The organism is Agarivorans sp. QJM3NY_33 (assembly GCF_050870865.2).
Taxonomy (GTDB): Bacteria; Pseudomonadota; Gammaproteobacteria; order Enterobacterales; family Celerinatantimonadaceae; genus Agarivorans.
In genome coordinates this window covers 499,946-512,974 of sequence record NZ_CP194039.2, presented here as the reverse complement: position 1 = coordinate 512,974, position 13,029 = coordinate 499,946, and the positions used below count along the sequence as shown (strand labels likewise).

Annotated in this window: 13 protein-coding genes; 5 read left to right on the top strand and 8 right to left on the bottom strand. The window is 45.3% G+C overall.

Annotation, left to right across the window (positions count from 1 at the left end; translation table 11 throughout):
• Nucleotides 1–41: 41 nt before the first annotated feature.
• Nucleotides 42–470: a rhodanese-like domain-containing protein gene (locus ACRRSY_RS02240; protein ID WP_432454782.1), complete on the bottom strand. Its 429-nt coding sequence runs from the start codon at nucleotides 468–470 to the stop codon at nucleotides 42–44.
• Between the two features lie 253 nt (nucleotides 471–723).
• Here ACRRSY_RS02240 and gpmM point away from each other — a divergent pair, with 253 nt between their 5' ends.
• From gpmM to ACRRSY_RS02225, 3 genes are all read left to right on the top strand, one after another.
• Entirely contained in the window at nucleotides 724–2,256 is a 1,533-nt protein-coding gene (gpmM, locus tag ACRRSY_RS02235) for a 2,3-bisphosphoglycerate-independent phosphoglycerate mutase (RefSeq protein WP_432460763.1), read from the top strand.
• A gap of 61 nt (nucleotides 2,257–2,317) precedes the next feature.
• On the top strand, nucleotides 2,318–3,451 hold the full coding sequence (locus ACRRSY_RS02230) for a murein hydrolase activator EnvC family protein (RefSeq protein ID WP_432454784.1): 1,134 nt from the start codon (nucleotides 2,318–2,320) through the stop codon (nucleotides 3,449–3,451).
• Nucleotides 3,439–4,230 carry a divergent polysaccharide deacetylase family protein gene (locus ACRRSY_RS02225; protein ID WP_432460761.1) on the top strand — a complete coding sequence of 264 codons (792 nt, stop codon included), beginning with the start codon at nucleotides 3,439–3,441 and terminating at the stop codon, nucleotides 4,228–4,230. Before ACRRSY_RS02230 ends, ACRRSY_RS02225 begins: the two co-directional genes overlap by 13 nt.
• An 11-nt stretch (nucleotides 4,231–4,241) precedes the next feature.
• Here the strand turns inward: ACRRSY_RS02225 and ACRRSY_RS02220 are convergent, their stop codons facing one another.
• The 7 genes from ACRRSY_RS02220 to ACRRSY_RS02190 form a co-directional block, all read right to left on the bottom strand.
• The gene (locus ACRRSY_RS02220; RefSeq protein WP_432454786.1) at nucleotides 4,242–4,478 is read right to left on the bottom strand and encodes a YkgJ family cysteine cluster protein; all 237 of its coding nucleotides are present in this window, start codon (nucleotides 4,476–4,478) and stop codon (nucleotides 4,242–4,244) included.
• A gap of 228 nt (nucleotides 4,479–4,706) precedes the next feature.
• On the bottom strand, nucleotides 4,707–9,128 hold the full coding sequence (locus tag ACRRSY_RS02215) for a pilus assembly protein (protein ID WP_432460760.1): 4,422 nt from the start codon (nucleotides 9,126–9,128) through the stop codon (nucleotides 4,707–4,709).
• Nucleotides 9,128–9,529, bottom strand: a complete 402-nt coding sequence (locus ACRRSY_RS02210; RefSeq protein WP_432454788.1) for a type IV pilin protein — start codon at nucleotides 9,527–9,529, stop codon at nucleotides 9,128–9,130. Before ACRRSY_RS02210 ends, ACRRSY_RS02215 begins: the two co-directional genes overlap by 1 nt.
• A gap of 5 nt (nucleotides 9,530–9,534) precedes the next feature.
• Nucleotides 9,535–10,047: a pilus assembly PilX family protein gene (locus ACRRSY_RS02205; protein WP_432464288.1), complete on the bottom strand. Its 513-nt coding sequence runs from the start codon at nucleotides 10,045–10,047 to the stop codon at nucleotides 9,535–9,537.
• A gap of 2 nt (nucleotides 10,048–10,049) precedes the next feature.
• Nucleotides 10,050–10,841, bottom strand: coding sequence for a PilW family protein (locus ACRRSY_RS02200; protein WP_432460758.1), 792 nt, complete (start codon nucleotides 10,839–10,841; stop codon nucleotides 10,050–10,052).
• Entirely contained in the window at nucleotides 10,811–11,329 is a 519-nt protein-coding gene (pilV, locus tag ACRRSY_RS02195) for a type IV pilus modification protein PilV (protein ID WP_432454791.1), read from the bottom strand. The genes ACRRSY_RS02200 and pilV overlap by 31 nt, the downstream gene beginning before the upstream one ends.
• Entirely contained in the window at nucleotides 11,298–11,840 is a 543-nt protein-coding gene (locus ACRRSY_RS02190) for a GspH/FimT family pseudopilin (RefSeq protein ID WP_432454792.1), read from the bottom strand. The genes pilV and ACRRSY_RS02190 overlap by 32 nt, the downstream gene beginning before the upstream one ends.
• Before the next feature lie 360 nt (nucleotides 11,841–12,200).
• On the opposite strand from ACRRSY_RS02190, the gene ACRRSY_RS02185 reads away from it, so the two are divergent.
• Nucleotides 12,201–12,623, top strand: a complete 423-nt coding sequence (locus ACRRSY_RS02185) for a hypothetical protein (protein ID WP_432454793.1) — start codon at nucleotides 12,201–12,203, stop codon at nucleotides 12,621–12,623.
• An 18-nt stretch (nucleotides 12,624–12,641) separates the two neighbouring features.
• On the top strand, nucleotides 12,642–13,016 hold the full coding sequence (locus ACRRSY_RS02180; protein WP_432454794.1) for an acetyl-CoA sensor PanZ family protein: 375 nt from the start codon (nucleotides 12,642–12,644) through the stop codon (nucleotides 13,014–13,016).
• Nucleotides 13,017–13,029 lie beyond the last annotated feature (13 nt).

Below are 13,029 nucleotides of genomic sequence, written 5' to 3'. Positions count from 1 at the left end.
ATTGTTTCATCGCAACTCAAATTGCGATTTAAAACGCGATCTTACTTCTTAGTGATCGGTAGATTTGCTGATTTCCACTCGGTCATACCGCCACGTAAGTTATACACTTTGGTAAAGCCGCCTTTAATCAGTGCGTTAGCCGCTGAGCCAGAACGCATCCCTGTTTCACATACCACGATAATGGGGCTAGTCTTTAAGTTTTCAATGGGCTTGAAGTTATTAGCCTGGATTTGAGTCAAAGGAATGTGACGAGCGCCCGCAATAAAGCCTTTTTTATACTCATCATTGGTTCTGACATCTACCACAACCGCATCTTCTTTATTGATCAGCAAAGTCGCTTCATGATTACCCACCGAAGTCACTTTTGACAATAGTGGTTGAATAAAACTGTAGATAACGGCCCCAAATAAACCCACCCAAGCCAATGAAAGGATGGGGTTATTTCCAAAAAATTCGACAACTTGCTGCATAGTAAGCGTATTCCCAGTTAAGCAAATAGTTAGTGATATTGGGGCGAGAGTATACACCCGAGCGTAAAAAATAGCAGCTATCCGCAACGCAGAAGCGTGTAAATTCACCAACAAAAGAGTAAGCAACTAAAAATCAGAGATAAAACAACTAATCTCGGCTGAATTGCGTTCAATCAGGTGACTCAGCCAAAAAATGTAGTAATATTTCAGGAATTCGTTTCTATTTTTACATTTACCGATTGAGGAAATTGCAATGTCTGCAAGCAAAAAGCCTTTAGCATTAATCATTATGGATGGCTGGGGCCACCGCCAAGACAGCGCCAATAACGCTGTGGCAAACGCCAACACTCCAGTACTAGACAACCTTTGGAACACCAATGCCAGCACCTTAATTTCAGGCTCTGGTCTGGATGTAGGCCTGCCGGATGGACAGATGGGTAACTCCGAAGTAGGACACACCAACATTGGCGCCGGTCGCGTGGTTTATCAAGAACTGACCCGTGTCGGTAAAGCAATTACAGACGGTGACTTCTTTAGCAACGAAGTATTACTTGGTGCAGTCAATAAAGCGGTTGCCGCTGGTAAAGCCGTTCATATTATGGGTCTATTGTCTCCAGGTGGTGTTCATAGTCATGAAGACCACATGCTTGCTGCCATCGAATTGGCCGCCAAACAAGGTGCAAAAAACATCTACTTACACGCTTTCCTTGATGGCCGTGATACACCACCTCGCAGCGCGCAAGGTTCAATTGAAAAGTTCGATGCTAAATTTGCCGAAATTGGCACTGGCCGAATTGCTTCATTGGTTGGTCGCTACTACGCCATGGATCGTGATAACCGCTGGGAACGTGTAGAAGAAGCCTACCAATTGCTGAGCGAAGGCAAGGCTGACTACAGCTACGCTAACGCAACTGAAGCTTTAGCGGCTGCTTACGCGCGTGAAGAAAACGACGAATTTGTGAAAGCTTCGGTGGTCGGAGAAACTGCCGCCAGCATGAATGACGGCGATGCGGTTTTATTTATGAACTTCCGTGCCGACCGCGCGCGCGAAATTGCGCGTTGTTTTGTAGAGCAGGACTTCAACGGTTTTGAACGCGCTAAAGTACCAGCTTGTGAGTTTGTAACTTTAACTCAGTACGCAGCTGATATTAAAGCGCCTTGCGCCTTCGGCCCTAGTGACTTGGTAAACACCTTGGGCGAATGGCTAGAAAAAAATGACAAAACACAGCTACGTATTTCAGAAACTGAAAAATACGCGCACGTGACTTTCTTCTTTAATGGCGGCAAAGAAGATGCGTTTGTTGGTGAAGATCGAGAGCTGATCCCATCGCCTAAAGTTGCAACTTACGACCTGCAACCAGAAATGAATTCTGAAATATTAACGGATAAGTTTGTGGCTGCCATCGAAAGTGGTAAATACGACGTGATCATCTGTAACTACCCGAATGGCGATATGGTTGGCCATACAGGTGTTTACGAAGCCGCAGTAAAAGCCTGTGAAGCCGTCGATAAATGTATTGGCCGTTTAGTTGAAGCACTAGACAAAGTCGGCGGTGAATGCCTGATTACCGCAGACCATGGTAACGCAGAACAAATGGTAGACCCAAAAACTGGCGGGATCCACACTGCACACACTAACTTACCTGTACCGCTGATCTACCATGGTCGTGCAGCCACCCCCGTTGAAGGAGGTCGCCTAAGCGATATCGCACCAACCATGCTTAGTTTAATGGGTTTAGAGACCCCTGCAGAAATGACTGGCAAGGTATTGATGAATTTGAAATAATGGTTTAATGAATGAGCCTATTTCACACTTGTTTCAGCGTGTCGTAAGGCACTTTGTTAGCTTGAATCGCGCCAGCCTTATTGCTGGCGCTTTGCTATTGCTAAGCCCTCAACTTGCCGCGAATCAACAGCAGCAATTAATCGATGTACAGCAGCAACTCAAGCAGCAACAGCAACAACTGACGCAGCGTAAAACTCAGATAACCAAAGCACAACAGCAACTGCGACAACAAGAACTTGCTTTAGCTGATTCCAATCAACAGCTACGCAGCCTCAATCTACAGTTAGCAGAATCCAAAGCCCAACAACAACACATCCAAGCCAATATGCAGGGTTTGGAACAACAACTTCAGCAGCAACAGCAAGCCCTAAAAGCACAGCTCAAGAGTGCCTATCAAGCAGGCCACAGTGACTATCTGAAGATGCTACTCAACCAACAAGATCCTGCGCGATTAGAACGAATGTTGCAGTACTATCATTATTTAGCCAAAGCTCGCCGTGAAGCGTTAGTAGCTGTCGCGGATAAACAGCTTGAACTGAGTCAAGCGCAACTGCAGCTCAATGAAAATCGACAGCAGTTAGCTCAATTACTTGCCCAACAACAACAACAGCAACAGCAATATCAAAAACAACAGCGCCAACGCAAACAACAATTACAACAACTCAACCAACTTCAAAGCAGCGAAAAAAGTCGCTTAGAACAGTTGCAAATTAACGAGCAACATTTACAACAGCTGATCAGTCAACAAATCGAACAGCAACAACAGCTAGCCCTCAAACAGCATCTCGACAAAGCACCATTGCTAGGCCTAAGTAAGACCAAGGGCAAGCTACCATGGCCACTGAAGGGTAAAGTATTACATCGCTATAATAGCCAAAACCAAGGGCAAACTCGTTGGCAAGGTATGGTCATCGACTCTCATCCTGGCACCGAAATCAAAGCCATTGCGCCGGGAAATGTGGTTTTTGCCGATTGGCTACGCGGTTACGGATTAGTTGTTGCCATCGACCATGGCAAACAATATTTAAGCTTATACGGGTATAACCAAAGCCTCAACGCGACCATTGGCCAACGGGTCAATACCGGAGAAACCATCGCCTATGCAGGGAATAGTGGGGGCCAGAGCACTAACGCCTTATTTTTCCAAATCCGCTACCAGGGTCAAACCCAAGATCCACAAAAATGGTTAGAGTAATCCTTATTTGGCTTAGCCTATGTGGCTGCAATACCGCGAGCGCGGGTCTGCTCAGTATCATTGTTGATGACGTGGGTAACGGCTATCAAGACTATCAACTACTCCAGTTAAACCCAGCAATCACCCTATCGGTCCTACCGGCAAGTCCCTACGCCAAAAACATCGCAGTACAAGCTCAACAACAGCCGCGAGAGGTGATGCTACACCTGCCCATGCAGGGAAGTCGCGATCTGAATTTAGGCCCCTACGGGCTGAGTACACAACTCGATGAATATGAATTCAAACGACGGGTATATGCTGCCATTCAAGATTACCCTGAAGCCACTGGTCTCAATAACCATATGGGGAGTCAGCTCACCCAACAGCCTCAAGAAATGGGCTGGTTGATGCAAGTATTGAACGAGCAACAGCTGTTTTTTGTTGATAGTCGAACCCACTTGGGCAGCGTCGCAGAAAAAACCGCTTTAATGTATCAAGTCCCCGTTTTACGTCGACATGTCTTTTTAGATCATATCGATAACCCGGTGAGTATTTACCAACAATGGCAACTGGCACTCAAGCTGAGTCGTAAATATGGTCATGCGATATTAATCGCCCACCCGCGGCCTAATTCGCTAGCCCTATTGCGCCAACTTACGTTGCCTACAGATATTCAATTGGTAGGTTTAGCGCAACGTTTAGCATGGCAAAAGCAGCAATCATCCAGCGATCCCAACTTACGCATCGCCAACACAAACATCAATCAACAGCGCCCATCAATCCAAGACGGGGATAAATAAGCTGTGAAGCGCTAGCTCTGTGTTTGTATTTCTAAATGAATGAGATTGTCTAAGGCTTGCTGGCGGGTATCACCACACAACCAATGTGCCGCTTTAAAATCACGACACACTTGCGGCCGCTCTGGTTGCTCAAATATTTGACACAAATTGTCGATGTTCAAGTGGATACAACGCTCACCAGCGGCTTTATTTAAAGAGCTAATTGAAGGTGCGATACAACAAGCACCACAACCCATCCGGCATTGCATACTATGGTTCTCGGTAGCCAAAAGAGGCTAGTGTAGCAGAACCGCATATTAGACTCGCAACTAATAATTATCGAACTAATTATCTGTACATTCTTGCTAGCGCAAATCACCACTAACTGCGTTATGTCTCTTGTAATTGGAGCCACTAGCTAGCGCAAATCGGTAAACAATAGGCCTTGAATAAATTAAATACCTAACATGATGGCCCTTGACTTCTTCTAGTAGACGCTAATATAAAGTGCGCAAACTTAAGCGGCCAGTTGGGGATTGGTAATCATCAAAGCACTTCACCGTTCCATCACTCAAAGTAATACAATTTTTCTCAATAATGCCTTCTTCTTTAACAGCATTATCTTGATCGAGATTGGGATTAATAATCACCGTTGGAGAGGATGGGATCCCGCCTTCCACAAGCTGATGAGAGCTATCATTATTAATGGTGTCGCCTTGATCATCTGCGTCGGTGTTCCCCTCGGTACCAGTGTTCCAAGTTAAACCAGAATGTAGGTTCATTTCCATGTACCAACCACTCCCCCCACCCGCACAAGCATCCGCGCTGGGCAATAAACTAGTAAAACTCAATTTATTGGCCAACAATAAAGTATTACTCACTTGGCGCTCACCATAATTATTGGTATTACCATCTGCGGTATTTATCAGGTCTAAATACCACCCCCGATGTTGACTCCAATCGATAACATTTTCGCTCAACAGTCGATTGCCGATCCGCGTGGCAGAATTAAAATCTTCTTTCTCGATGGTTTGCCGTAATAAGTTGTTATAAACATCTAAGCCATCAACCTTAGAGCGGCTCGAACTAAAAGCAACGTCATCTAATTTATCCCAAATTGCATAAACACTCTGAGTCGCTTCGCCAATCGCATTATTGTCGGTGGTCTCGATATATTTACCGGTACCAAAGGCCACCAAAACTCCAGCGGTAATGCCTTTAGGATGAGCGCCCACCGAAGGTCTAGAGGTAATCGCCTGCGCAGTGTAATTTACATCTGGCTTGTCTGGACTAACGGCCTTAAATAAGGGTTTATCACCCGCAATCGCGATCCCCCAACGACTGGAACTGGTCGCTGACACATCAAAAGCCCACATATTTCCAAACAAATCGCCCGCATAAATACGATCCGCAACCCCATCGCTATTGATATCGACTACCGCAGGGCTGGCTAAAGCATTCGGTCGCTGTTCACCCGTGGGATCATCGGCACTATCGACATGTGTATGCAGCGTCGCGATCAGACTACCGTCATCCAGATCCGCAATATAAAGCTTAGCTTCCGAGTCATCGGCGTTATAACCATTGGCAAAAATAACCCCAACTTTACCATTGGCCAATTTCGCGATAGTTGGCGCTGCCGCGCTCAAACCCAAGCCCGAAAAATCGCCAGTGGCACTAATTTCCCATTTTATCTTATCTTTATTCACGCGACTCATGTCGCTAACATCGATGGCATAGAAGCCCTTCGCGCCAGTACCTAAACGACCGACCGCCGTTGTCCGTGCCGAGGAGCCAACGCCATCGGTATAAGCCGTCACTCCACCATCAACAAAATACTGATGACTGTAAGTACTGCGCGTGAGGCTATTTAGCTTGCCATATACTTGACTCGGGACATAGGCCATCGCCTCTTCGCCGTTGGAAGCATTTATCACATGCACCATGCCATCATTAGCACCAAATACCAACACAGGGGTAGTCACTCGATGACCATTCACAGGCGCGACATAATAGGGGATCGAATGAATCACATCTCCTAGCACCGCCTCCCGAGCTCGCATACTGTAGCTCAAATCAGAAGCTTCATAAGTTCGCTCTCCCCGTAAATAATTAACCACCGCTGCGAGATAAGCGAGCTTGCTTTCATCGCTACCCTGTTGCCCAGCCAGTAAGTCATCAATCTGCGCTTCGCTTAAACCATGACTATCACCAAGCAAACTACTAGGGGGAGAAAACTTAACAATTTCATCACTCTCTGGATTACGGGTATAAATACTGCGTGAAGAGAATGCCATCGAGTCAATTTGCGCAGCCACACTCCAGATAGCTGAGGAGCTTAACTCGCCGTCAACATCAACCGAATAGGCTTTCACATCTCCATTCCAATGTTCACTATTAAAAGATGACTGATAGAGCAGCGTATCACTTTGTAGAAAATTGGAATTAAACACAGGCGAGCTCGCGGAGCGATCTCCTGCTAAGGTTTTATCTAAGGCTTTGGTGATTTGAGCCCCCAATTGTCCTGCATTAGTCACAGGGAAATAGCCATCGGGTTGACCGCTCGTTTCTGCATCCCATTCATTCGTATCGGGGAATTCGCTGCCATTCTCATCGTTAAACCCCCCCCACTTTGCCGCATACCAAAGTGGTGACTTTAACTGGCCTGCTGTATTCCCATTTGGAAAAAAGTAGCGCGTGCGAGTCCAAGGTAAATCGGCAGTACTCGCTTCAAGCTTTCGAGTATTATTGGGGAAGGGCGCTTCTCTCTCACTAGGCGTATCAAGATAGTAGTTCACATGACCACCATCTTGATCTTTAACATCCAAATAAATACCGTCTTTGGTTGTGCCCGAAATCACATACCCGGCATGTTGGTGAATATCGCCTCTAGCGTAGGTCGAATCAAGGGTCAGCGCGACTCCCTTGGTCTTATTACAAGTGGCTTCGTTATCGCCAACATGAGGACATAAATCTTTGACCTCATAGCTATATTTAACCACCATATCCATATCATGATCGGCCCCTTGCTCAACGTCTTCGAAGGCAATTCGAAAAACCCCAGAAGTATCACTAAAGGATTCAACATAATAATCAACGATGGTATTAGTCGGTTGAAACGCCCCTTTATTCTTATTGATGCTATTTCCACCCACTGACTTGGCAAAAGGCACAACCGTAACCACCTTGTCATCAACTTTCACCCTCACCTCTGGCAAGGGAGAAGAAATCGCTACCACGCTGGTTTGAATATTCTGCTTACCTGATTTTGCTGGGAACAAATCTGTTTTATGTCCGTAATAAGCCACTCCAGCAGCGGAATAACTCCCCTCTTTAGTCGGCTCTTGAGGTGATAAACCTCGAATTTTAGCGAGTGAAGTCACCGCTTTAGCCGTAGGAGCCCCCCTAGTATCGGTGCTATCATCAATCGACTCACCAATAAAATAATTACCGGTAATGCCCTCTGTGGTAGAAATTGTATTCAGTAAGGTCGAAAGAGAAAAACCATCCAAGGTAGAGCCTTGGTAGGCATTGGTGAATTGGCCGCCAGGAAGTTCATCGGAGTCATAGGAAGGGTTAATGTCACTAATCACCAGATTATATGGGGCCGCACAGTACTCACGACCTTCAAAGGGGTCATCCCAGCTAGCAATTGGCAAACCGAGGCCGTTGTCGATGCTCCCATTAGCAATGCTATATGACGGGCTCGCCAGTTTTTCACCATGAAAATACCTTAAGCTCTCATAGAGCATTTCGCCCAGCGGGTTCCCCCACGATGAACATTCTCCATCAACGATCGCCCGGGTCGACACCCAACCACAATGATCGTAAGAGCTCCCGTTATAACCATATATTTTCAACTTGTCGATGCTGCGAACGATACCGTTCACGCCACTATTAAAGATCCCATTATTAGTATTAAGTTCGTCGCTAAAAGGGCCTACCCGTTTACGTAATACTCCTCCGGATAAGTTTTTTTGGTAACTGCCAGTGATTAAGCCAAAATCAATACTGCCATCCTCACCGTACTGATGTAATAACCCGGTCGGCTTATCATTGCCATTGGGATAATGCTTACAATTACTCTCAAGCTTACCACTCACACAAACTTGAACTCGCACCACATAAGATTCATCAACACTGCCAGTCAGGACCGGAGCTTCCTTACTCGCCCAGTACCAAATATCGAATTCATCTTCAACAGCGGTCACATCAATTCCAAAGTTATTCCACTGTGCATTGTTCTTATTAATATTTTTAAGCATTACCAACTTTGGCTGAGCGTTGTCATTACTGGAAAAAGTAGCGGTACCAAAAAAATGCTTATTGCCCGATAGCGGATTATCGAAAGGAGTGTAAGCACTCAGGTCATAATGATTGACCGCCTCAGAGGTATAGCTTTTCCCCCAAGAATGGGCATCCTGTGGAATATAAGCTCGCTCTAAGACCGTTTGACTAGAACTATCGACGTCTCGAAGACCACCATACAATACCGAGCGCAGTACATCCATACGAGACATGGTTAGGTAATTTAGAAAATCGCCACTCCACTGCGCTGCACCGCCACAGGTTTTTGAACCTGAAGTAGCCGCTTCGCCGGGCTCAAATTGTTGTTGCTGCTCGTTATAAGCATAACAACGCTGGCTATCGAAATAGCCGTAATAGTCAATTTGCGTTGGCTGATAAGTCGTATCTAATACCCCATCGCCATCTAAATCAGAAGCATCGTTATAGGCCTCATAGTACAAAGTATGATCACGCCCCATCACTAACATCACCATTGGTGCAGGTACAGTTGCGACATATAAAGGGACATCAGCAAGGTTTAAATTCGCCGCATTCAGCGAAAGTGAAGCCACACTAAAAGGCAATAGTAATAGGCCTAAAACCAGCTTTGATAGCTTGTGAAAGGTACTCATTACCAACACCCGCCACTAGAGGGTGTCGTTAAACCAGTACTATTAATGCTCATGGTGCCACAATGATCGCTGGCCTGAGCGGCCGTTGATTTTGGCGTCGCTGATAAGGTGTAGGCTGAAGCACTCATACCGCTCGTACTAAGCGTGTAATAATCACTAAAATTATGAGTGGGTGTATAAATAGTGAGGCTACCAGAGCTCGCGGCACCACTATAAGTCAAATTCATCGAGTAATAACTTTCCATATGTTGCGCAGCCTCTACCAGCGTTCGTTTTGCTTCCTCACGTCGAGTGGTTTGCACATGACTTAAATAACTGGGATATGCGACAGCCGCCAAGATCGCTACTATCGCCACAGTAATCATCACCTCTATCAGGGTAAAACCTTTAATCTGCTTCACTGCGACTACTCCATAAATGCAACATAGGATTGTAAATAAGTAACGGCACCACCCTCTCCTTGAGCACGAGCAGTAATTCTTAAAAAGCGTCGTTTCGGGATATTCACCCCCAATACCAAACCTGAATCAACCCCCGCATCTTCGATAATATAACGGGGCTCACCCGCTAACGCTTGGCCATTGGCATCTTTAACCACAACCATCTTATGCGCGGTATCCCAATTACTGTTGGTTTGCCACCAATCTGCTGAGCCAAATTTTGCAGCTACCAACGAATTTGCAGTTGTCGGTTTGAGTAAGGCATCCACCGAGTAAGCCTGCTCTTTCACCACCTGCTCCGCTTCCCAAATGCCTGAATTGGCTCGAGCATAACTGACAGTATGGTCCTGATAGATTGCCGAGTTTTTACGACCACTACTCACCTGCTGGGCAATAGAGACCCCTATCATCGCGATAATAAGCACCATAATCAGCGACATAATTAACGCCATACCGTATTGTCGTTGGAATTGTGGCATCGCTAAGATCCTACGTTTATTAGCAAAATGGTTTCGTTGACCACTTGCCGAAGTTTTTTATCTGAGATCGCGATATCTTCATCAAGCACAGAATAACGATTCTGATTGCTGAGGTTGCCCATCGGGACTTCTTGAGCGACCAACAATGCAACTTTAACTCGATTTATTTGCCGCCAGTCACTCACTTCACTGGCTTTATAATACTTATACTCATGTTCGTCCCGACTACCATAGAGTAACTGTAAACTATCGATATCCTGATCGAACACGGTGTCACCGCCGCTATCACGACATATCAGTTGATTGGTCGTGGATACGAAAAAGCTCAGGCTGGTACTACTATTGGCGGCCAATTCGTCGCCGTTGCAGCTAAAAATACTACTGTTAGGTAGTGCGGCACCATAAAAACGCAAACTCACGACATCGGTATTGGGTTTGGCGCCAAGATAACTATTTTGATTCTCGAGTCCTTGAATAAACTGGCCTTCATCCCAAGTAAAACCCGCGCTATCTTCGCTATTCACCTGAGGTAAAAGGGTATTCTGGTAGAGCTGCTGAAAATCACGAAAACCCGCTTGTTGTAAATAAATCTGCAGTGTTTGCATACTCATTCTATTTTTACTAACTAATAAATGATTTGCCCGAGTCGCCTGGTAACTTTTTTTATCACCAATCAATGCGGCGTACAGCCCTCCCACCACCAATAAGGACAGCATTAAAGCAATCATCATTTCAACTAAACTAAAGCCTCGCTGTTGGCCCATCACCTTACCCACACGGCAACCTCGCTGCATTGATGCGCATTTCCCGATCGGTCCGCATCGCAATTGGCCACCCCAGAACCGGTCAAGTGAGCATCCCAAGTCATTCTCAGAGTCACCAAATTATTGACATGTTGTAAAGAGAATCGAAGCTGGGGAATGGAAGGGCTCACTCTGTCATACCAGTTACCAACCTCAAACGCAGCAAATTGTGCGCGAGTACAGCTCACACTCCCAGAATCACAGTTAACAAAACTAGGCGCGACACCACTAGTCAAGTTTTCGGCATTAAACTCATTATTGCGCGCCGCCTCAGGCAAAGCCAAGACACGCTGTATCATATCCAACATAGCGGTATTTGCAGTTTGCGCAAAACGCGCTTGTTGCGCGGTATTCACCGACTGAATTTGCAAAGCCGCGTGACCCAGTAAACCAATCGAAACCACTACCAAAGCAATCAGCAATTCGATTAGAGTGAAGCCCTGAACCTTAGGGGCAATAACTGGTTGATGGCGACGCATACTCGATCCTCCCCATGCGTGTCAGCTCGATCCTTTGATCTTCAAACGCAGCCGATGGGCTACAAATTGTAAATATCCCAGCTAACGCGTGGCCGGAAGGGAAAAAACGCAGTAATACGCTATTTGAAGAAGTGGGGGTATATTGAAGTTTTGCCGACTTTGGGCTGGGATAGCTAACGATGATTTGATTAGCGTCACTTAAGCTGCCATCGCGATGTTCATCTAAATAAACCAGCCAACCAGTATTACCTCCCCAAGCCGAAGCACAACTGGTGCCACTCGATGTGGGACAAACATAGGTAGACAAATTATTACGAATCGCTTCTTGCTGTGCAACATTGAGACTACTGGCCAATAGATCCCGAGTGACACGCTGCTTACTATCTTCAATAAAACTTTGCATCGAGGGAACGGCGACCACCATAATAATCACTAAGATAGCGACGGCGATCAACAATTCAATCAGGGTAAATCCTCTATGCCTCAAGGTTCGTTTGCTTATACTGGGCATTGCTTATCATCCGTAACAGCGTTCTCTTCTAGCCACAACCTTGGAGAGAACATCCTATTTAATCAAGAATGTTGATTAAAGTCGGTAATATTCCAAAAAAACAACATATTAGAAACGGTATTCTGACAAACATCAAAACTTTGTACAATAAGCAAACAAATAATAATAGACAGCAGTCATAGTTCCAACTAGCGGATCCTGCCCTGCTTGCTTTACATCACCAGATACAAGCTTTAAAAAGCTTAATTAAGCGCTGGCAAACACAAAATCGATATTAAATATAGCTAATCGAGTTCAAGCTATTGGTTTGTGGGCAGAGAATGTGTAATCTAATTCCATCATTTTCTCAGCACCATATTTATGAAACTAATGCCCCTCCCCTCCTACGTTGATGAAGCTTATGTCAATAATGTTGTGAGCGATTGTATCAGTTTTATGAAAGGTACCGCCCCCTGGTGGATTCAGCAGTCGAGTTTGAATTGCCGAGAATCAAAGCAACTCATCAATCTTTTACTCGTCACTTTTAGTACTTGGCGAAAACGACAAACTCAACCGAACCATAAACGTAATATCGAACCAAACAATTTGTTTGATTTGAGTCCTTTGGTTTTCGATCTGAGCCACACCATTGACCAGTTGGCGAAGCTCGATCTTGAGTATTTAGACGATAATTTAAAGAAATCGCTATTGATGATTTGCCAGGAATCACAGTATTTTCTTAAAGACTGGCACAATTTAGATATCGAACAAATGTCTAAATCACCGCTTTCCAAAGTTTCCTAAGCAATCGTTACCGAAATCATGCGTTTATCTTTTCAGACAGCTACAATCTTGCCAAGCTTTTCCAAGGATTTAACTAAAATTTCACCCCATGTGAGCGAACAGCAATGGAGCCATTGGCAACAAGCGGAGCGACTCTATTACTGCGTATTTAATCAAAAAATAGTTGCTTATTGCCTACTAAGCACTGCGGGCAGCGGACTTCAAGTGAATCGTTTTATCGTGCGAGATATCACCCGACGACGCGGCATCGGCTTATTTATGTTTCAGCAATTACTCCAACTGGCTCAGCATAAACAATTAAATAAGCTGATATTTCCAAACAGTAATGATTCACCAGCTCTCGCTTTCTATCAGCATCTCGGACTTAATAACCAGTTAGAGTTTCAATTATAAAAAAACCAGAGCA